This is a genomic window from Microlunatus capsulatus, from assembly GCF_017876495.1.
Taxonomy (GTDB): Bacteria; Actinomycetota; Actinomycetes; order Propionibacteriales; family Propionibacteriaceae; genus Microlunatus; species Microlunatus capsulatus.
Genome location: NZ_JAGIOB010000001.1, coordinates 1,210,849 through 1,229,992, shown reverse-complemented (window position 1 = coordinate 1,229,992; position 19,144 = coordinate 1,210,849). Strand labels below are relative to the sequence as shown.

At 74.1% G+C, this 19,144-nt stretch carries 20 protein-coding genes; 16 read left to right on the top strand and 4 right to left on the bottom strand.

All coding sequences use genetic code 11. From position 1 onward, the window contains the following. The first annotated feature begins 17 nt into the window (after window positions 1–17). From JOF54_RS21790 to JOF54_RS05650, 4 genes are read left to right on the top strand one after another with little or no spacing between them, the layout of a single operon-like run. Window positions 18–1,130, top strand: coding sequence for a type III polyketide synthase (locus JOF54_RS21790; protein ID WP_210053777.1), 1,113 nt, complete (start codon window positions 18–20; stop codon window positions 1,128–1,130). A 13-nt stretch (window positions 1,131–1,143) separates the two neighbouring features. Beyond that, entirely contained in the window at window positions 1,144–1,842 is a 699-nt protein-coding gene (locus JOF54_RS05660; RefSeq protein ID WP_210053775.1) for a class I SAM-dependent methyltransferase, read from the top strand. After that, window positions 1,835–2,164, top strand: a complete 330-nt coding sequence (locus JOF54_RS05655) for a hypothetical protein (RefSeq protein WP_210053773.1) — start codon at window positions 1,835–1,837, stop codon at window positions 2,162–2,164. Before JOF54_RS05660 ends, JOF54_RS05655 begins: the two co-directional genes overlap by 8 nt. A gap of 2 nt (window positions 2,165–2,166) precedes the next feature. Beyond that, the gene (locus JOF54_RS05650) at window positions 2,167–2,976 is read left to right on the top strand and encodes a nitroreductase family protein (RefSeq protein WP_210053771.1); all 810 of its coding nucleotides are present in this window, start codon (window positions 2,167–2,169) and stop codon (window positions 2,974–2,976) included. 80 nt (window positions 2,977–3,056) lie between these two features. On the opposite strand, the gene JOF54_RS05645 is transcribed toward JOF54_RS05650, so the two are convergent. After that, window positions 3,057–3,350 (bottom strand): DUF503 domain-containing protein, encoded by a 294-nt coding sequence (locus tag JOF54_RS05645; RefSeq protein WP_210059375.1) that lies wholly within the window; start codon window positions 3,348–3,350, stop codon window positions 3,057–3,059. A gap of 101 nt (window positions 3,351–3,451) precedes the next feature. Here JOF54_RS05645 and JOF54_RS05640 point away from each other — a divergent pair, with 101 nt between their 5' ends. From JOF54_RS05640 to JOF54_RS05610, 7 genes are all read left to right on the top strand, one after another. Continuing rightward, window positions 3,452–4,276 carry a PHP domain-containing protein gene (locus tag JOF54_RS05640; RefSeq protein ID WP_210053769.1) on the top strand — a complete coding sequence of 275 codons (825 nt, stop codon included), beginning with the start codon at window positions 3,452–3,454 and terminating at the stop codon, window positions 4,274–4,276. A gap of 132 nt (window positions 4,277–4,408) precedes the next feature. After that, window positions 4,409–5,947, top strand: coding sequence for an amino acid permease (locus JOF54_RS05635; RefSeq protein WP_210053767.1), 1,539 nt, complete (start codon window positions 4,409–4,411; stop codon window positions 5,945–5,947). Continuing rightward, window positions 5,860–6,681 carry a FadR/GntR family transcriptional regulator gene (locus tag JOF54_RS05630; RefSeq protein ID WP_307804458.1) on the top strand — a complete coding sequence of 274 codons (822 nt, stop codon included), beginning with the start codon at window positions 5,860–5,862 and terminating at the stop codon, window positions 6,679–6,681. Before JOF54_RS05635 ends, JOF54_RS05630 begins: the two co-directional genes overlap by 88 nt. A 33-nt stretch (window positions 6,682–6,714) precedes the next feature. After that, window positions 6,715–8,088, top strand: a complete 1,374-nt coding sequence (locus JOF54_RS05625; protein ID WP_210053765.1) for a glutamine synthetase family protein — start codon at window positions 6,715–6,717, stop codon at window positions 8,086–8,088. Next, on the top strand, window positions 8,085–9,455 hold the full coding sequence (locus JOF54_RS05620) for an aldehyde dehydrogenase family protein (RefSeq protein ID WP_425560611.1): 1,371 nt from the start codon (window positions 8,085–8,087) through the stop codon (window positions 9,453–9,455). Before JOF54_RS05625 ends, JOF54_RS05620 begins: the two co-directional genes overlap by 4 nt. 40 nt (window positions 9,456–9,495) lie before the next feature. Then, complete coding sequence (locus tag JOF54_RS05615) at window positions 9,496–10,263, top strand: 3-oxoacyl-ACP reductase (RefSeq protein ID WP_210053763.1); 768 nt, start codon at window positions 9,496–9,498, stop codon at window positions 10,261–10,263. Further along, window positions 10,260–10,955: a gamma-glutamyl-gamma-aminobutyrate hydrolase family protein gene (locus JOF54_RS05610; protein WP_210053761.1), complete on the top strand. Its 696-nt coding sequence runs from the start codon at window positions 10,260–10,262 to the stop codon at window positions 10,953–10,955. The genes JOF54_RS05615 and JOF54_RS05610 overlap by 4 nt, the downstream gene beginning before the upstream one ends. A 97-nt stretch (window positions 10,956–11,052) precedes the next feature. On the opposite strand, the gene JOF54_RS05605 is transcribed toward JOF54_RS05610, so the two are convergent. Next, entirely contained in the window at window positions 11,053–12,378 is a 1,326-nt protein-coding gene (locus JOF54_RS05605) for a DNA polymerase IV (RefSeq protein ID WP_210053759.1), read from the bottom strand. Window positions 12,379–12,525: 147 nt separating this feature from the next. Here JOF54_RS05605 and JOF54_RS05600 point away from each other — a divergent pair, with 147 nt between their 5' ends. Next, complete coding sequence (locus JOF54_RS05600) at window positions 12,526–13,440, top strand: phosphotransferase (protein ID WP_210053758.1); 915 nt, start codon at window positions 12,526–12,528, stop codon at window positions 13,438–13,440. A 62-nt stretch (window positions 13,441–13,502) separates the two neighbouring features. Continuing rightward, window positions 13,503–14,288, top strand: coding sequence for a GNAT family N-acetyltransferase (locus tag JOF54_RS05595; protein WP_210053755.1), 786 nt, complete (start codon window positions 13,503–13,505; stop codon window positions 14,286–14,288). Window positions 14,289–14,291: 3 nt separating this feature from the next. On the opposite strand, the gene JOF54_RS05590 is transcribed toward JOF54_RS05595, so the two are convergent. After that, on the bottom strand, window positions 14,292–14,705 hold the full coding sequence (locus JOF54_RS05590) for a hypothetical protein (protein WP_210053753.1): 414 nt from the start codon (window positions 14,703–14,705) through the stop codon (window positions 14,292–14,294). Between the two features lie 167 nt (window positions 14,706–14,872). Between JOF54_RS05590 and JOF54_RS05585 the strand changes: the two genes are divergently transcribed. The 3 genes from JOF54_RS05585 (at window position 14,873) to glgX (ending at window position 18,542) form a co-directional block, all read left to right on the top strand. Next, window positions 14,873–15,505, top strand: a complete 633-nt coding sequence (locus JOF54_RS05585) for a hypothetical protein (RefSeq protein WP_210053751.1) — start codon at window positions 14,873–14,875, stop codon at window positions 15,503–15,505. 231 nt (window positions 15,506–15,736) lie between these two features. After that, complete coding sequence (locus tag JOF54_RS05580) at window positions 15,737–16,168, top strand: VOC family protein (protein ID WP_210053749.1); 432 nt, start codon at window positions 15,737–15,739, stop codon at window positions 16,166–16,168. Window positions 16,169–16,310: 142 nt separating this feature from the next. Then, window positions 16,311–18,542, top strand: a complete 2,232-nt coding sequence (glgX, locus tag JOF54_RS05575; RefSeq protein ID WP_210053747.1) for a glycogen debranching protein GlgX — start codon at window positions 16,311–16,313, stop codon at window positions 18,540–18,542. Window positions 18,543–18,707: 165 nt separating this feature from the next. On the opposite strand, the gene JOF54_RS05570 is transcribed toward glgX, so the two are convergent. Next, window positions 18,708–19,103 (bottom strand): VOC family protein, encoded by a 396-nt coding sequence (locus JOF54_RS05570; protein ID WP_210053745.1) that lies wholly within the window; start codon window positions 19,101–19,103, stop codon window positions 18,708–18,710. Between the last annotated feature and the right edge of the window lie 41 nt (window positions 19,104–19,144).

Here is a 19,144-nt window from a genome sequence, read left to right as displayed (position 1 = left end):
CGAGGCAGAGTGGAGCCGTGCCCGTCAGCATCCGATCCATCGAGACGGTGGTGCCCGAGACCGTCCTGGCCCAACCGGTGGTCCGGGACCTCTTCGCCGCCCAGCCCGGGCTGTCGCGGCTGCGGCAGCGGATGGTGGCCACCGTCTTCGACGCCGCCGCCATCGACACCCGGCACACCGTCCTCGCCGAGCTGGCCGGGGGCGGCACCCCCGGCGCGGGGTTCCTCGAACCCGCCACCGGCGTGCTGCGCCGGCTGCCGACCGGCCGCCGCAACGCCGTCTACCGGGAGGCGGCCGGTGAGCTGTTCACCGCCGCCGCCAAGCAGGCGCTGGCCGCCGCGCCCGGCGTGCTGCCCGCCGACGTCACCCACGTCGTCACCGTCTCCTGCACCGGCTTCTACGCCCCCGGCCCCGACATCGAGGTGGTCCGGGCGCTGGGCCTGGAGCCCTCCGTGCAGCGCTACCACGTCGGCTTCATGGGCTGCTACGGCGCGTTCCCGGCCCTGCGGGCGGCCGCGGACTTCTGCCGGGCCGACCCCGACGCGGTGGTCCTCGTCGTCTCCGTCGAGCTGTGCACGCTGCACCTGCGCAGCGCCGAGGACGCCGACACCCTGCTGAGCTGCTCGCTGTTCGCCGACGGCGGCGCGGCGGCCGTCGTCACCGCCCGGCCCGCCCCGCCCGGCACACCGCTGCTGGACCTCGACACCTTCGCGTCGGCGCTGGTCGTCGAGGGCGAGCACGACATGGCCTGGACGATCGGCGACGAGGGCTTCGAGATGGTGCTGAGCGGCCAGGTGCCGCGGCTGGTCGGCGCCCACGTGCGTGAGGCCCTGACGCCCCTGCTGGGCGCGGGCGGGGACGGCTACCCCGGCGTCGACCACTGGGCGGTGCACCCGGGCGGGCGCAGCATCCTCGACCGCGTCGAGTCCGCCCTGGGGCTGGGCCCGGACCAGCTGGCGCCGTCGCGGGAGGTGCTGCGCCGCTACGGCAACATGTCCAGCGCCACCGTGCTGTTCGTCCTGCGCGCCCTCCTGCAGGGGGAGCCCGCGGGCGCCGGCCGGGTCTGCGCGCTGGCCTTCGGCCCCGGTCTCAGCGTGGAGAGCGCCCTGCTGACCCGGCGGGACGCCTGATGGGGCCGCGCCGGTGAGCGTCGACCTGCGGCACCGCGACACCGCGGTGCTCGAGCTGATGGACGACCCGGACTGCGACGAGCAGGCGCTGCGCCGCACCTACGCCCGTTTCGGGCTGGTCAACCGGCTGGTCGCCGGCTGGCGACGGACCTACCGCGAGCTGCTGGCGCCCCGGCTCTCCGCCGAGCGGACGACGACGCTGCTCGACGTCGGCTTCGGCGGCGGGGACCTGGCCCGCGCGCTGGCCGGCTGGGCGCGGGCCGACGGGCTCCGGCTGGTCGTGGACGCCGTCGACCCGGACCCGCGCGCGCTGGCCTTCGTCCGCGACCGGCCCGCCACCCCGGGTGTCACCTTCCGCGCCGCCGACACCGCCGCCCTCGTCGCGGCGGGGGAGCGGTTCGACCTCGTCACCTCCAACCACCTGCTGCACCACCTCGACGCCGACGCGCTGGGCCGGGTCCTGGAGGAGTGCACCCGGCTGGCGCGCGGGCTCGTCGTGCACAGCGACCTGCGGCGCAGTCGGGCGGCCTACCTGGGCTGGTGGCTGGCCGCGCGGCCGGCGGCCCGCGACTCCTTCCTGCACACCGATGGGCTGCGGTCCATCCGCCGCAGCTACACCCCCGACGAGCTGGCCCGGGCGCTCCCGGACGGCTGGCGGGTGCGGCCGCAGGCGCCGTTCCGGCTGCTCGCCACCTGGAGCCCGCGTGGCTAGGCCGGCGCGGGCGCTGCTCCGGGCGGCCGGCACCAGCTACCTGGCCAGCTGCGCCCTGGGCGTCGGCGTCGCCACCGGCCGGCTGCGCACCGGCCGGGCGCGCTGGGTGCACCACGCGCTCTACGTCAGCACGGCGACGTTGACGGCGGTGGCGCTGGCGGCCGCGGGCCGGGAGCGGGCCCGGGCCGGCTGGTGGCTGCTCCCCGCGGTCGTCCCGCTGGCCGTGGTCCCGTACGCGGGCACCCGCTCGCGGCGCCACGTCGTCGTCGCGGCCTCGGCCGCACCCTTCTACGCGGCCGCCCTGGTCGCAGACCGGCGGTGACCATGGAGTTCCTCGACGTCGTCCGGCGGCGCAAGACCACCAACGGGCCGTTCCTGCCCGACCCGGTGACGCCTGAGCACCAGAAGCTGCTGATGGAGGTGGCGGGGCGGGCGCCGTCGCAGCTCAACAGCCAGCCGTGGCGCTTCGTCATCACCGAGGACCGCGGCGTCGTCGAGCAGGTGGCGGCGATCAGCGGCGAGAGCATGACCGAGGCGATGTCGAACGGCACGTTCTTCGAGCGCTACAAGCGGTACTTCCGCTTCAGCGCCGAGGAGATGGAGTCCCGCCGCGACGGGATGCTCTTCGACAAGCTGCCGGCGCCGCTGCGGCCGTTCACCAAGCAGGTGTTCACCGCGCGCGGCCAGCGGCTGATGAACACGCTGCGGGTGCCGCACACCCTGGGCGAGGAGAACCGCAAGCTGGTGGCGGGCTCGCCGCTGCTGCTCGGCGTGATGCTGGACCGCGCCGAGTACCGGCCCGGGGAGCTGTCGTCCTTCTACTCCGTGTTCAGCATGGGCGCGGCGATGGAGAACGTCTGGCTGACCACCGTTGAGCTCGGGATGGGCATCCAGTTCATCTCCTTCCCGATGGAGGTGCCGGGCCAGTGGGCGCGGATCGAGAAGCTCTTCGGCGTCCCCGACGAGCTGGAGCTGATGGCGGTCTACCGGCTGGGCTACCTGCCCGCCGAGCAGCGCCGACCGGCCATCGACTGGTCCAGCCACCAGCGCAAGCTGGTATCCCAGTACGTCTTCCGCGACTCCTGCGCCACCCCGCAGCAGGGCTGGGACGACGTCGGCCAGACCCCACGCTGACCCCCGCCCTGCGCCGGCCCCCGCTCCCTGAGCCCGCCCCTGCTCCCTGAGCCCGTCGACGGGCCGAGCCGTCGTAGGGCTCAGTCGTCCCCGGCCCGCAGCCGCCTCCGCGCGGAGAGCAGCTCCATCTCCGGGCGGGCGGCGACGCTGCGCTCGACGGCGTCGAGGACGTCGACGAGGTGCCCCTGCTCACCGGCCACCGCGACGACCCCGACGACGGCCCGGCGGTGCAGCTCGACGTGGTCCACCTCGGCGACGGCCACCTCGAAGCGGCGTCGGAGCTCCGCCAGCAGCGGCCGCACCAGGGAGCGCTTCTCCTTGAGCGAGTGCACGTCCCCGAGCAGCAGGTCCAGCTCCAGCGATCCCGTCCACATGGCCACCGGCCGATGGTAGGGCCGAGCTGTGAGGAGTTGAGTCGCGACTACCCGGTCGAAGTCCTCACAAGCCCACGGCCGACCGGTGGCAGACTGCCCGGATGGTGCTGCCGGCCGACGGACACGTCCACAGCGAGTTCTCCTGGGACGCGCTGGCGGGCTCGATGGAGGGGACCTGCCGCCGGGCCGTCGCGCTCGGCCTGCCGGCGGTGGTCTTCACCGAGCACGTCGACCTCACCCCGTTCCGGGCCGGCGCCCTGGTGGAGCGCTACGCCCCGCTCGTCCAGGACGGCCTGCTGGTCGCGCCGCGACTGGACGTCCCGGGCTACCTCGCCTCCGTCGAGCGCTGCCGGGGCCTGTTCCCGGAGCTGCGGGTCGTCACCGGGATCGAGGTGGGTCAGCCGCACCGGCACGGCGACGAGCTCGCCGCGCTGCTGGCCGCGGGGTCCGTCGACCGGGTGCTCGGCTCCCTGCACTGCCTGCCCGACGGCGACGCCTTCGCCGAGCCCTTCACCCTGGTCGAGCGCCGGCCCGTCGCGGAGCTCTTCGTCGAGTACCTGGCCGAGATCCCGCGGATGGTCGCGGGCTCGGACGCGTTCGGCGTGCTGGCGCACATCGACTACCCCGTGCGGTCCTGGCCCGCGACGGCCGGTCCGTTCGACCCGCGCGACTTCGAGGACGAGCTGCGGGCCGCGCTGGCGGCCGTCGCGGCGGGGGAGCGGGCGCTGGAGATCAACACCAAGCTGCCGCTCGACGACACGGTCCTCCGCTGGTGGGTCGAGGAGGGCGGGCGCCGCGTCACCTTCGGCAGCGACGCGCACGAGCCGGAGAAGGTCGGCCGCGGGCTCGAGGGCGCCGCGGCCAGGGCGGAGGCGCACGGCTTCCGCCCTGACACCCGGCCCGAGGACCCCTGGCTCCGCGGCTGACCCGGGGCATGACGCAGCACCGGGGAAGGGCGCGCGCGTCCGGTGGCCGAATGGTCTGAGGCCGGACCATTGACGGCTCGGGGCCCCGCCGACAGACTGTGCGCGACGTCGCCCCCTTCGATCGGAGCCCGCATGAGCGTCGACCACCCCGACCACGCCGACCTGGACGACGACGCCCGGCACCTGGCCGAGCTCGGCTACACCCAGGAGCTGCACCGCGGCATGTCCGCGTTCTCCAACTTCGCCGTCTCGTTCTCGATCATCTCGATCCTCGCCGGCTGCATCACCTCCTACGGGATCGCGCTCCGCTCGGGCGGCCCGTCGACGCTGGTGCTCGGCTGGCTCATCGTCGGCATCCTCGTGCTGGCCGTGGCCGGCGCGATGGCCGAGGTCTGCTCCCGCTACCCGACGGCGGGCGGGCTCTACTTCTGGGCCGGCCGCCTGGCCAAGCGGAACAAGCGCGAGTGGGCCTGGTTCACCGGCTGGTTCAACTTCCTCGGCGAGGTCGCCGTGACCGCGGCCATCGACTTCGGCTGCGCCACCACCTGGATGGCGTTCATGAACCTCGTCTGGGGCGTCGAGGCGACGCCGGGGCGCACGTTCGCCCTCTTCGTCGCGATCATCGTCGTGCACGGCCTGCTCAACACCTTCGGCGTCAACCTGGTCAGCCTGCTGTCCAACGTCTCCGCCTGGTGGCACGTCGGCGGTGTGCTGGTGATCGTCGGCGCGCTGTGGATCCTGCCCGAGAAGCACCAGTCGGTGTCCTGGACACTGACCGGCTTCCACAACGAGACCGGCTGGACCTTCCTGCCCTACGTCTTCCTCATGGGCCTGCTGATGGCCCAGTACACCTACACGGGCTACGACGCGTCGGCCCACGTCGCCGAGGAGACCAAGAACGCCTCCGTCGCGGCGCCCCGGGGGATCGTCACCAGCGTCCTGGTCTCAGTCATCGGCGGGTTCATCCTGCTGTACTCGATCACCGCCGCCATCACCGACCGCAGCGAGGCCGGCCTGGCCGCCCTGTCGGAGTCGGCGACCGGCCTGCCGCCCGCGCAGATCTTCCTCGACAGCCTGGACAACCCGACGGTGGCGAAGTTCCTGCTCTTCATCGTCTGCGTCGCCCAGTTCTTCTGCGGCATGGCCTCGGTCACCGCCAACTCGCGGATGTCCTACGCGTTCTCCCGCGACAAGGCGCTGCCGGGCTCCCGGATCTGGGCCAAGGTCAACCCGCGCACGGGCACCCCGACCAACTCCATCTGGCTGTGCGTCGCGCTGTCGGTGATCCTGGCCTCGCCCGCCCTGGTCAGCTCGACGGCCTACTTCGCCGTCACCTCGATCGCGGTGATCGGGCTCTACATCGCCTACGTGGTCCCGGTGCTGCTGCGCCGGCTCAACCGCGACTTCACCCCGGGCCCGTGGAACCTCGGCCGCTTCTCCGGCCTCGTCGGCTGGGTCGCGGTGGTCTGGGTCGTCATCATCTGCATCCTCTTCGTGCTGCCGCCGGTCTCCCCGGTCGACGTCAGCACCTTCAACTACGCACCGGTCGCGGTGCTCGTGGTGCTGGCCTTCGCCACCGTCTCCTGGTTCGTCGGCGGCCGGCACACCTTCATGCTGGCGGCGAAGGACGAGGCGACCAGCCCGGAGGCCGAGAAGGTGCTGGACAGCTGAGCGGGGAGCAGGAGGCCGGGCCGGGGCTGGCGGCCGTCGTCCTCGGCGCGGCGCGCAGCCGGCACGCCTTCGAGGACTGCGTCGAGCGGCTGGCCACGGCCATCCGGCTGGGCGTCTACCCGCACGGCAGCGCGCTGCCGCCCGAGCGGGAGCTCGCGGTGGCGCTCGGGGTCTCCCGGGCGACGCTGCGGGAGGCGATGGCCGGGCTCCGGGAGGCCGGGATGGTGGCCACCACCCGGGGCCGGGGCGGCGGCAGCGTCGTGCTGCACGAGCCCTCCACGCCGGGCCAGGGCGGCCGGGCCCGGCTGCGGGGCCGGCGCGAGGAGCTGCTGGACGGCCTCGTCTTCCGCCGGGTGGTGGAGCCGGGGGCGGTGCAGGTCGCGGCGGGGCGCACGCTGAGCGCGGCGGAGCGGGCGCTGGTGGTCGACTCGCTCGCGGCGGTGGCCGCGGCACCCGACGCGGCGGGGCACCGGCAGGCGGACTCCCGGCTGCACCTCGCGCTGGCCACGGTCACCGGGTCGGCCCGGCTGGTCGAGGCCGTGACGGCGGTGCAGGCGGGGCTGCACGACATGCTGGTGGCGATCCCGGTGCTCCGGGTCAACATCGAGCACTCGAGCGCCCAGCACGAGGCCATCGTGGCCGCCGTGCTGGAGGGCGACGGCGCCCGCGCGCGCCGGGAGATGGAACGGCACTGCGACGACACCGCCGCGCTGCTGCGCGGCCTGCTGGACTGACCGACGAGTGGACGAGGGACGAGGAGAGCGGACATGAGCCAGCTGAGGAACGACCGGCACCTGAGCGTGCACGACCTGCGACGACGCGTCGCCGAGGGCGAGCTCGACACCGTCGTGGTGGCCTTCACCGACATGCAAGGACGGCTGCAGGGCAAGCGGATGCACGCCGCCTACTTCGTCGACCACGTGCTGGAGGCGGGCACCGAGGGCTGCAACTACCTGCTGAGCGTCGACGTCGACATGAACACCGTCGACGGCTACGCGATGGCCAGCTGGGACTCCGGCTACGGCGACATGGAGTTCGCGCTGGACCTGCAGACGATCCGGCTGCTGCCGCACCTGCCGGGCTCGGCGATGGTGCAGTGCGACCTCGTCACCCTCGACCACCGCCCGGTCCCGCAGTCCCCGCGCACGCTGCTGACCACCCAGCTGGCCCGGGCCGCCGAGCGCGGCTACGTCGCCCTGGCCGGCACCGAGCTGGAGTTCATCGCCTTCCGCACCTCCTACGAGGACGCCTGGAACGCCGGCTACCGCGACCTCGCGCCGCTCAGCCAGTACAACGTCGACTACTCGGTGCTGGGCACCGCCCGGGTGGAGCCGCTCTCCCGCGCCATCCGGAACGCGATGTACGGCGCGGGGATGGACGTCGAGTCGGCCAAGGGGGAGTGCAACCTCGGCCAGCACGAGATCGGCTTCCTCTACGCCGACGCCCTCACCACGGCCGACAACCACGCCGTCTACAAGACCGCCGCCAAGGAGATCGCCGCCCAGCACGGGATGTCGCTGACCTTCATGGCCAAGTACGACCAGCGCGAGGGCAACTCCTGCCACATCCACCTCTCGTTCCGCGGGGAGGACGGCGAGACGGTCTTCTGGGACGAGTCGGGGAACGGCGGGAGGAGCACGCTCTACGACCACTTCCTCGCCGGCCTGCTGGCGACGATGGCCGACTTCACGCTGCTCTACGCGCCGAACGTCAACTCCTACAAGCGGTTCGCCGCCGGCTCCTTCGCCCCCACGACGATCGCCTGGGGCCAGGACAACCGGACCTGCGCGCTCCGCGTCGTGGGGCACGGGAAGGGCGCCCGGGTGGAGAACCGGGTCCCGGGCGGCGACGTCAACCCCTACCTGGCGCTGGCGGCGATGGTCGCGGGCGGCCTGCACGGCATCGAGCACGAGCTGGAGCTGCCGGCCGAGCTGACGGGCAACGCCTACACCTCGGGCCTGCCGACGGTGCCGCGTACGCTGCTCCAGGCCCGGGACGCCTTCGCCGGCTCCGCGGTCGCCCGCGAGGTCTTCGGCGACGAGGTCGTCGACCACTACACCAACATGGCCGACGTCGAGCTGGCCGCCTTCGACGCCGCCGTCACCGACTGGGAGCTGCGCCGCGGCTTCGAGAGGATGTGAGACCCATCTCCGAGAGCTTCACGCTGGTCGACCCCACCACCGCCCGCCCGATCGGCGACGTGGCGATGGCCGACCTGGCCCGCACCGACGCCGCGATCGAGGCCGCCGCGGCCGCCGCCCCGGCCTGGGCCGCCGTCACGCCGGGGGAGCGGGCCCGGCTGCTGCGGCGGTTCGCCGTCGTCGTCGACGAGCACCTGGAGGAGCTGGCCCGGCTGGAGGTCCGCAACGCCGGCCACACCATCGGGAACGCCCGCTGGGAGGCCGGCAACGTCCGCGACGTCCTCAACTACTACTCGGCCACCCCCGAGCGGCTGTTCGGCCGGCAGATCCCGGTGCCCGGCGGCATCGACGTCACCTTCCACGAGCCGCTGGGCGTCGTCGGGATCATCGTGCCCTGGAACTTCCCCATGCCCATCGCGGCCTGGGGCTTCGCGCCGGCGCTGGCGGCGGGCAACACGGTCGTCCTCAAGCCCGCCGAGTACACGCCCCTGACCGCGCTGCGGCTCGCCGAGCTGGCGCTGGAGGCGGGGCTGCCCGAGCACGTCCTCACCGTCCTGCCGGGCGCCGGGCCCGTCGTCGGGCAGCGGTTCGTCACCCACCCGCTGGTCCGCAAGGTCTGCTTCACCGGCTCCACCGCCGTCGGCAAGCAGGTGCTGGCCGGCTGCGCCGAGCAGGTGAAGCGCTGCACGCTGGAGCTGGGCGGCAAGAGCGCCAACATCGTCTTCGCCGACGCCGACCTCGCCAAGGCCGCCGCCGCGGCCCCGTCCGCGGTGTTCGACAACGCCGGCCAGGACTGCTGCGCCCGCTCCCGGATCCTCGTCCAGGAGTCGGTGCACGCGGAGTTCCTCGACCGGCTGCAGAGCGCCGTCGAGGCCTTCGTGGTCACCGACCCGTCCGACGAGGCCGCCGAGATGGGACCGCTGGTCTCGGCCCGGCAGCGCGACCGGGTGCAGGGCTACCTCGACGAGGTCGACGTCGCCTTCGCCGGCACCGCGCCGGACGGGCCCGGGTTCTGGGTGCCGCCGTCGGTGGTGCTGGCCACCGGCCCCGAGCAGCGGATCTGGCGCGAGGAGGTCTTCGGGCCCGTCGTCGCCGTGCTGCCGTTCGCCGACGAGGCCGAGGCCGTGGCGCTGGCCAACGACTCCGACTACGGGCTGTCCGGTTCGATCTACACCGGCGACCTCGGCCGGGCGCTACGGGTCTCCCGGGCCGTGCAGGCCGGCAACCTCAGCGTCAACTCCCACTCCTCGGTGCGCTACTGGACCCCGTTCGGCGGCTTCAAGCAGTCCGGCCTGGGCCGCGAGCTGGGGCCCGACGCCCCGCACGGCTTCACCGAGGAGAAGAACGTCTTCCTCAGCGACGGATGAGCATGATCATCTGTCCAACCGACCACGAAGGAGCAAGATCATGACCGGACGCGTGCAGGGCAGGGTGGCCGTGGTCACCGGGGGCTGCTCGGGCATCGGCCTCGCGAGCGTTCGCCGGCTGGCCGCGGAGGGCGCGCACGTCGTCATCGGTGACGTCGACGACGCCCGGGGACCCGTGGTGGCGGAGTCGGTGCAGGGCACCTACGTGCGCACCGACGTCACGAGCAAGGAGGACGTGGACGCCCTCTTCGCCACCGCCAAGGAGACCTACGGCGCGGTCGACATCGCCTTCAACAACGCGGGGATCTCCCCGCCGGAGGACGACTCGATCCTCGACACCGACCTCGACGCCTGGCGGCGGGTGCAGGAGGTCAACCTGACGAGCGTCTACCTGTGCTGCAAGGCCGCGCTGCCGCACATGATCGAGCAGGGCCGCGGGTCGATCATCAACACGGCCTCCTTCGTGGCGGTGATGGGGGCGGCGACGTCGCAGATCTCCTACTCCGCGTCGAAGGGCGGCGTGCTGTCGATGAGCCGTGAGCTCGGCGTCCAGTTCGCCCGGCAGGGGATCCGGGTGAACGCGCTGTGCCCCGGGCCCGTCAACACGCCGCTGCTGCGCGAGCTGTTCGCCTCCGACCCGGAGCGGGCCGCCCGTCGGCTGGTGCACGTCCCGATCGGCCGCTTCGCCGAGCCGGACGAGATCGCGAACGCCGTGCTGTTCCTGGCCTCGGACGAGTCCAGCTTCATCACCGCGAACACCTTCCTGGTGGACGGCGGGATCAGCGGCGCGTACGTGACGCCGCTGTGAGCCGCCCGGTGATCGGGCTCAGCGCCTACCGGGAGCAGGCGGCCTGGGGCGTCTGGCACGCGCAGGCCGACCTGCTCAACTCGCTGTACGCGCGCTCGGTGGAGGCGGCCGGCGGGATCCCGGTCCTGCTGCCCCCGCAGGCCGAGGACGGGGCGGGCGTGGTGGAGCGGCTGGACGGGCTGATCATCAGCGGCGGCTCCGACGTCGAGCCGGTCCGCTACGGCGCGGAGAGCGACCCGCGCACGCAGGCGCCGCGGCCCGACCGCGACGCCTGGGAGCTGGCCCTGCTCGACCGGGCGGCGGCGCTGGGCACCCCGGTGCTCGGCATCTGCCGCGGCCTGCAGGTGATGGCCGTGCACGCCGGCGGGACGCTGCAGCAGCACCTGCCGGACGTCGTCGGCCACGACGAGCACTCGCCGGGCGGCGACGCCTTCGGCTGGGTGCCGGTCGCCACCGCCGAGCGCTCGCTGGTCCGCACGCTCGTGGGCGCGGACCTGCAGGTCAACTGCCACCACCACCAGAGCGTCGCCGTGCACCCGGGCCTGGTGGCCACGGCCCACGCCGCCGACGGGACGGTCGAGGCCCTCGAGGACCCCGACCGGCCCTTCTGGCTCGGCGTCCAGTGGCACCCCGAGCACGGCGACGACCACGGCCTCTTCCGCGGCCTGGTGGAACGTGGGCTGAAGAGCTGAGCCGAGCCGAGCAGGGGAGAGACCCGGCGACGCCACCCGGCACCCGACGAACACGGCGGACCAGAGCGCCCGCCGCGTCCGAGCGGAGCGAGGACCATCAACACCGGCGGAGCCGAGGGTCGTCCTCGCTGAACGTGCGGACCGGGCCGGGGCCGGTGGTCCGGGTCTCGAAGCGGACGGTGACCCGGCCGACGCCGGAGCCCCAGACCCAGCCGGGGCCGTGCTCGTCGTGCTCGACGTCGGCGCCGGGGGTCCAGCCGGCCCGCCGCGGCGGCTCGGGCTCCTCGTCCGGCGCTGAGGTCGGCTCGGCGCCCGGGGCGGCGTCGGCCTCGGCGAGCGCCGGCGGGTCCTCGGCGAACAGGTCCTCCTGCAGGACGTCGGTCAGCCCGGCCACGCCGACGCCCAGCAGCCGTACGCCGTCGGTGACGTCGACGCCGGCCAGCAGCGCCTCGGCGACCGACGCGACGACCTCGGCCCGGTCAGTGGCGCTCAGCAGGGTGCGGGACCGGGTGATCGTGGAGAAGTCGTGCCGGCGCAGCTTGAGGGTGACGGTGCGGGCGAAGAGCCCGGAGGCGGTGAGCCGGCGCGCCACCGCCCGGGCGTCGCGGCGCAGGATCGCGGTGAGCTCGGCGACGTCGGTGAGGTCGCGCTCGAAGGTGTCCTCGGTGGAGATCGACTTGGCCTCGCGCTCGGCCTCGACGGGCCGGTCGTCGCGCGCGTGCGCCAGGGCGACGAGGGCGGTAGCGGCGTTGCGGCCCAGCACCTGGGCCAGCTCGTCGACGTCGACGTCCTGCAGGTCGCCGACCCGGTGCAGCCCGATGCGCTGCAGCTTGTCGACCGTCACCGGCCCCACGCCGGGGATCACGCCCACCTCCATCGGCGCCAGCAGTGCGACCTCGGTGCCGGGCTCGACGATCCGGCTGCCGTCGGGCTTGGCCAGCTCGCTGGCGATCTTGGCCATGAACTTCGAGGTCCCGACGCCGACGGAGGCGGTCAGCCCGTCCGTCGCCTCGGTGATCGCGGCGCGGAGCTCGTCGACCACGCGCTGCAGCGTGGCGGTGTCGTAGCCGGGGACGGACTCGGCGGCCCGCAGGTCGACGAACGCCTCGTCCAGGCTCAGCGGCTCGACCAGCGGGGACAGCGCCCGCAGCCGGGCCATCACCTGGCCGCTGGCCTCGCGGTAGGCGCCGAAGCGGCCGCCGAGGAACGCGGCGTGCGGGCAGCGCCGACGGGCCTCCCCGCCCGGCATCGCGGACCGGACGCCGAACACCCGGGCCTCGTAGGACGCGGTGGCGACGACCCCGCGGGCGCCGACCCCGCCGACGACGACGGGCTTGCCCCGCAGCGAGGGCTTGTCGCGCTGCTCGACCGAGGCGAAGAACGCGTCGAGGTCGAGGTGCAGCACGGAGGCCTCGGGTCGCACGGCCCCATCATGCCGCCCCGCGCCGCGGGCTCACTCCTGCGCCGTAGCCGCCCGATCCGGCCGGTGAGGCGACAACGTGTGACCTCGCGCGGTGAGTACGCCTCACCAGCTCACACGCTGTGCGGAGACAGGGCGCTAGGTTGCGGTGTGCCCCGCGACCTCGCCCTGGCCGTCCGGATCGCCGAGCGCCACGGGCTGCCCACCGCCCCGGCGCAGGAGGTGCGCGGCGCCGGCTCGGTCAACCACGTGGTGGTCCTCGGCCGTGGCGACGAGCGCGTGGTGGTGCGGTTCGCGCGCGAGCAGGAGCGCGGCGACGAGTTCGTCGTCGAGTCCTGGTGCCTGCGGGCGGCCGCGGCCGCCGGGCTGCCGGTGCCCGCGGCGCTGGCCGACGGCGTCCTGGACGGGGTGCCCTACGGCGTCCAGCGGTACGTCCCGCACCTCCCGCTGGAGCCGGCCGACCCCGGTCGGCTGTGGTGGACGCTGGGGGACTGGGCCCGGCGGACGGCGGACGTCCCGGTGGGCGACGACGCCCCCGACGCCCTGTTCACCCGGTTCGGCCGCGACCTGCCGGCCGCCTGGCAGGCCCACCTGGACTACAACCGCGCGGCGCTGACGGCTGAGGACCCGCTGCTCGGGCTCGGCGTCTACCCGGCCGCCGAGCAGCCGCGGCTGCACGAGCGGCTGGACCGGCTGGCCGCCACCCCGCTGCGGACCGGCCTCGGCCACGGGGACCTGGTGCCCCGCAACGTCCTGCGGGCCCCCGACGGCACGCTGGTGCTCATCGACTGGGGGACGGCCGCGTGCGGGCCGGTCCCGTTCGCCGACCTGCTCACCCTCACCGGCCACCACACCGACGACGACATCGCCAGCCCGGACCAGCTGGCCGCCTTCGCCGCCGGCTTCGGCACGACGCTGCCCGCGCTGCTGGCCCCGCTGGACGACGTGCGGGCCGTCGCCGTCCTCGACCGCGTCCGCTGGGCCCTCGACCGGCGCCCGGACCTCGTCGCCGGGGTGGCCGAGCGCGGTCGGCGCGACCTCGCCCGGCTGGCCGGCCGGCCGTGACGGACGGCCGGCGGCGAGACCCGGTGGCGGGACGCCGCCCGGCCGGGGAGGCTGGCCCGGCCATGGACGCCGCACACCTCCTCGCCGCCTACGACGCCCAGCTCCGCACCGACGCCGAGACGGCCGGAGCGCTCGACGTCGCGACCCTCGGCCCGCTGCTGCTGGCCACCTTCGCCGGGGGTCAGGGCTTCATCACCTACCGCGACCTCGGCGGGGGCGGGGCGGCGGAGGTCGCGGCGCTCGTCGCGGGCGCCCTCGACCACTTCCGCGGGCTGCCGTCGGTCGAGGAGGTCGAGTGGAAGGCCCGCGGCCACGACCACGCCCGCGGTCTGCCCGAGGCCCTGGCGGCGCACGGCTTCGTCGCCGGTGAGCCCGAGTCGGTCATGCTCGGCCGCGCCGCGCTGCTGGCCGCCGACGTCGCCCTGCCGGCCGGGGTCGCGCTCCGCCGGGTCCGCGCGGAGGAGGACGTCCGGGCGGCGAGCACGGCGCAGGACGCCGCTCTCGGGGAGCCCGTGTCGGCCCGGCGGGCCGAGGACCTGCTGCACCGGCTGGCCGCCGACGACGGGGTGGAGCTGTGGGTCGCCGAGTCCGGCGGCCGGGTGGTCAGCGCCGGGCGGCTCGAGCCGGTGGCCGGTAGCGACGTCGCCGGGCTCTGGGGCGGCGCGACCCTGCCGGGCTGGCGCGGCCGGGGGATCTACCGCGCGCTCACCGCCGCCCGCGCGCGCTCGGCCCTGGCGCTGGGCCGCACCCTGCTGCACAGCGACTCGACCGAGCTCTCGCGGCCGATCCTCGAGCGGGCCGGCCTGGTCCGGGTCACGAGGACGACGCCCTGGACCTGGCGCCGCTGACCCTCAGCCCTCGGGCTGGGTCCGCGCGGCCAGCCGGTCGTGCCGCTGCTGGGCCGCCTGCGCGCTGCCCAGCCCGAGGCCCTCGGCGACCTCGGCCCAGGTGAGCCCGCGGCCGCGGGCCATCACCAGCAGCCCCAGCTCGGTCTCGTCCAGCTCGGCCCGCACCTGGGGGAGCAGGGTGAGCGCGGCCCGCAGGTCGTCGGCGTCCACCCGGGGCTCGGCGTCCTCGTGCTGGGCCGTGCCGGCCGCGAGCAGCTCCACGAGGCGCACCGCCTCGTGCGGCAGCAGCGTCGCGGCCGGAGCCGTCCGGGCGCGGGCGGCGGGGGAGGCGGCGTGCCGTTCGGCGACCGCGACGAGGGCGGCGGGGGCCCGCCGGCGGCGTCGGTCCTCGGCGGTGGTGCGGGGTTCCTCGGTCATGCTCCGAGCCTCCACCCGTCAACAGATTGTTGTCAACAGCACGTTGACGTCCGATCGGTCGCGGCTGCGACCAGTGCGCCGCTGGTACGGCGGCCGGTCGGGTCCCGGCTGCTACCGTGGCGGCCTCGGGGACCGACACTGTGGCGCGCGCGCCCGAAGGAGCACCGGTGAGCCCCCGAACCACCCCCCGCCTGGCGTCCCTGGCTCTCGCCACGGCTCTCCTGGGCGGCGTCCTGTCCGGCTGCGGCACCGCCCCCTGGAACGAGGGCGACGAGCAGGCCGCCCCCGCCGCCCCCGTCTCCGCGACGCCGTCCGTCACCCCGAGCCCGACGCCCACGGCGAAGCTCGTGAACGACCTGGCGAAGGGGTCGGCGAAGCGGACCCTGACCGCCGGCGGGGTCGAGGTGGCCGTCACCTACTACTCCGAGCTGGCGCTGGACCGCTGGAGCCCCGAGGCCACCAAGCCGCTCAACGTGGCCCTCACGGCCTCCTTCCCCGACGGCAGCGAGCAGGACATCTACCTGCGCTCGGTCGAGGCCCGGGTCGACGTGGCGGGCGAGGACGGCCCGCTGCCGGCGGCCGAGCCGCTGACCGACCAGGCCGACGTCGACCCCGGGTACCTCGTCACGGAGCCGAGCTCCTACAGCGAGGTGCTGACCCTGCCGGCGCTGGACCCCGCCGCCCGCTCGGTCACGCTCAACCTGACCTACGAGCTGCTCGCCCAGAGCGCCCCGAAGTCGAAGCGTTACCTCAAGCAGACGGCCAGCGACACCCTGGAGATCGCGCTCGCCACGACCTAGGACCGACCCGAGCCAATCCTGAGGTACGGGACCCATACTTTTCCCAGCGCACAGCCGGGCGGACGTGCGGTCCCGTCGACGCCGTCCCTCCCGTCCCACCGCCGCGGTGCGCGCGGGCGGTGCGGCCTAGGGGTTGGTGGGGGCGATGAGTCGGGGCGCTCCCACCAGCCCCTTCCCGTTTCCCGGACCCGGGCGGAGAGAACTGTCAGCGGTGGGCTCTACGGTCGGCGCATGGAGCAACGGATCAGCGTGCTGACGCTCGGCGTGCGCGACCTCGAGACCGCCCGCCAGTTCTACGAGGACCTCGGCTGGCGGCCGCACCAGCCGGGCGACGGCGACGTCGTCTTCTTCCAGGTGGGCGGCTTCGTCGTCGGGCTGTGGGGACGTGAGCAGCTGGCGGAGGACTCGTGCGTCGAGGACACCGGCGGCTGGGGCGGCGTGACGCTCGCGCACAACGTCGCCGACCCGGCCGCCGTCGACGCGGTCCTGGCCCGGGCCGAGGCCGCGGGGGCGCGGATCGGCCGCCGCGGCGCGCCCACCTCCTGGGGCGGCTACGGGGGCGTCTTCGTCGACCCCGACGGCCACCCCTGGGAGGTCGCCCACAACCCGGGCTGGGTCCTCACCCCCGACGGGGCCACCCTCCTCGAGCCGCCGCCCGGCTGAGCGGGGGGCGCCCGCCACGGGACGGGTGCGCGGGCGCGCCCGCCGGGTGTCGGTAGGTTGACCCCGCGGCGCCGGGGTACCCCCTCGGGGGCGATGCTGCCCGCGCCCGCATCGAACGACCACAAGTGCAGAGGTTTGAGACATGGATATCTGGCCTGGAAGGCCCTACCCGCTGGGTGCGACCTACGACGGCAGCGGCGTCAACTTCGCGATCTTCTCCGAGGTGGCCGACAAGGTCGAGCTCTGCCTGATCGACGACGACGGCTCCGAGACCCGGCACGAGCTGGTGGAGGTCGACGGCTACGTCTGGCACGCCTACGTGCCGAACGTGCAGCCGGGCATCCGCTACGGCTACCGCGTGCACGGCCCGTACGACCCGGCGAACGGCCACCGGAGCAACCCGTCGAAGCTGCTGCTCGACCCCTACGCCAAGGCCATCGACGGCCAGATCGACGGCGACGAGTCGCTCTTCAGCTACCGCTTCGACGACCCGGACGCGTTCAACGAGGACGACTCGCTCGGCCACACGATGCTCTCGGTGGTGACCAACCCGTTCTTCGACTGGGGCCACGACCGCCCGCCGCGGCACGAGTACCACGAGACCGTCTTCTACGAGATGCACGTCAAGGGTCTGACGATGACCCACCCCGACGTGCCCGACGACGTGCGCGGCACCTACGCCGCCATCGGCCACCCGGCGATCATCGAGCACCTCACCTCGCTCGGGGTCACCGCCGTCGAGCTGCTGCCCGTGCACCAGTTCGTCAACGACTCCCACCTCGTCGACCAGGGGTTGTCGAACTACTGGGGCTACAACACCATCGGGTTCCTGGCGCCGCACAACGGCTACGTCAGCTCCTCGGCCATCGGCGCGCAGACCACCGAGTTCAAGGCGATGGTCAAGGCGCTGCACGCGGCGAACATCGAGGTCATCCTCGACGTGGTCTACAACCACACCGCGGAGGGCAACGAGAAGGGCCCGACGATCGCGTTCCGCGGGCTCGACAACGTCAACTACTACCGCCTGGTGGACGACGACAAGAGCCACTACTACGACACCACCGGCACCGGCAACAGCCTGCTGATGCGCAGCCCGCACGTGCTGCAGCTGATCATGGACTCGCTGCGCTACTGGGTGACCGAGATGCATGTCGACGGCTTCCGCTTCGACCTGGCCGCCACCCTGGCCCGGCAGTTCCACGAGGTCGACAAGCTGAGCGCGTTCTTCGACATCATCCAGCAGGACCCCGTGATCTCCCAGGTGAAGCTGATCGCGGAGCCGTGGGACCTCGGCGACGGCGGCTACCAGGTGGGCAACTTCCCGCCCCTGTGGACGGAGTGGAACGGCAAGTACCGCGACACGGTCCGCGACTTCTGGCGGGGGGAGCCGGCCGCGCTGGCCGAGTTCGCCTCCCGGATCACCGGATCCAGCGATCTCTACAACCACTCCGACCGGCGCCCCACCGCGTCGATCAACTTCGTGGTCGCCCACGACGGCTTCACGCTGCGCGACCTCGTGTCCTACAACGAGAAGCACAACGACGCCAACGGCGAGGGCGGCAACGACGGCGAGAGCCACAACCGCTCCTGGAACTGCGGCGTCGAGGGGGAGACCGACGACCCGGCGATCCAGGCGCTGCGGCTGCGCCAGCAGCGGAACTTCATCACCACGATGATGGTCAGCCAGGGCGTGCCGATGCTCGCCCACGGCGACGAGCTGGGTCGCACCCAGGGCGGCAACAACAACGTCTACGCGCAGGACAACGAGCTCTCCTGGGTCGACTGGGACCTCGACGAGGACCAGAAGTCGCTGCTGGACTTCACGTCGGCGGCGATCGCGCTGCGCAAGGCGCACCCGGTGCTGCGGCGCCGGCGCTTCTTCGGGGGCGACGCCGCCCGGGGCGGGCAGAGCGAGCTCGGCGACATCGAGTGGCTCCGCAACGACGGCGGCGCCATGGACGACGGGGACTGGAGCACCGGCTACGCCCAGAGCCTCATGGTCTTCCTCAACGGCGACGCCATCCCCGAGTCCGACGCCATGGGCCGCCGGGTGGTGGACGACCACTTCCTGCTGATGTTCAACGCCTCCGGCGAGGACATCACGTTCACCGTGCCGCCGGAGCCGTTCGGCAACCACTGGGTGGTCCAGCTCGACACCGGTGACGGCACCGTCGGCCCGGTCGCCGACGCCCCGTGGGACGCCGGGACCGAGCACGTCGTCGCCCCGCACTCGATGGTGGTGCTCTCCACCGAGGTGGTGCCCGAGTCCGAGCGCCAGGCGGCGAACGAGCGGGCGACGGCGGCGTCGGGCAGCGTGGCCAAGCGGTCGGAGAACCCGCCGCACGCCATCAAGCCCACCCCGGCCAAGCCGTAGGGCGGAGGCGCCGGGCGGGCGACCGCCCTCGTCAGGAGCAGGTGCCGACGGGCCGTGCTCCCGGGATCTCCCGGGGGCGCGGCCCGTCCGCGTCCCCGGCCGGTGGCGGTCCGCCGGTGGCCCTCAGCCGGCGGCCTCCGGCTGAGGGCCCTCGCGCCGGCGCCGTCAGAAGGCGTCGCCGGTCCGCCAGGCCATCTCCTGCAGCGTCCACGTGTTGCCGTCCGGGTCGCCGAACCAGGCGTAGCGCACGCCGCCGCCGACGTCGCTGACCTCCCCGACGTCGACCCCGCGGCCCCGCAGCTCGGCGCGGGCGGCCTCGATGTCGGCCACGACGAGGTGCAGCGCCTGGAGGGTGCCCGGGGCCATCGCCGAGATGGGGCCCAGGCCGGTGCCGATGACGACGGAGCAGGCCGAGCCCGGCGGCGTCAGCTGCACCACCCGCATGCCCGGCGCGGGCTGCACGTCGACGTCGAGGGCGAACCCGAGCTGCTCGGTGTAGAAGGCCAGGGCGCGGTCGACGTCGGCGACCGGCACGGGGACCAGCTCCAGCTTCATGTCCATGGGCCGACCCTAGGGCGCGTGGCCCGGCCGCGCGCCCGCCG

Excerpts from the sequence above, each read along its gene's own strand:
- JOF54_RS05650 (WP_210053771.1), top strand. The coding sequence starts at position 2,167 with ATGGAGTTCCTCGACGTCGTCCGGCGGCGCAAGACCACCAACGGGCCG.
- JOF54_RS05645 (WP_210059375.1), bottom strand. The coding sequence starts at position 3,350 with ATGTGGACGGGATCGCTGGAGCTGGACCTGCTGCTCGGGGACGTGCAC.
- JOF54_RS05640 (WP_210053769.1), top strand. The coding sequence starts at position 3,452 with ATGGTGCTGCCGGCCGACGGACACGTCCACAGCGAGTTCTCCTGGGAC.
- JOF54_RS05635 (WP_210053767.1), top strand. The coding sequence starts at position 4,409 with ATGAGCGTCGACCACCCCGACCACGCCGACCTGGACGACGACGCCCGG.
- JOF54_RS05625 (WP_210053765.1), top strand. The coding sequence starts at position 6,715 with ATGAGCCAGCTGAGGAACGACCGGCACCTGAGCGTGCACGACCTGCGA.
- JOF54_RS05615 (WP_210053763.1), top strand. The coding sequence starts at position 9,496 with ATGACCGGACGCGTGCAGGGCAGGGTGGCCGTGGTCACCGGGGGCTGC.
- JOF54_RS05595 (WP_210053755.1), top strand. The coding sequence starts at position 13,503 with ATGGACGCCGCACACCTCCTCGCCGCCTACGACGCCCAGCTCCGCACC.
- JOF54_RS05590 (WP_210053753.1), bottom strand. The coding sequence starts at position 14,705 with ATGACCGAGGAACCCCGCACCACCGCCGAGGACCGACGCCGCCGGCGG.
- JOF54_RS05580 (WP_210053749.1), top strand. The coding sequence starts at position 15,737 with ATGGAGCAACGGATCAGCGTGCTGACGCTCGGCGTGCGCGACCTCGAG.
- glgX (WP_210053747.1), top strand. The coding sequence starts at position 16,311 with ATGGATATCTGGCCTGGAAGGCCCTACCCGCTGGGTGCGACCTACGAC.
- JOF54_RS05570 (WP_210053745.1), bottom strand. The coding sequence starts at position 19,103 with ATGGACATGAAGCTGGAGCTGGTCCCCGTGCCGGTCGCCGACGTCGAC.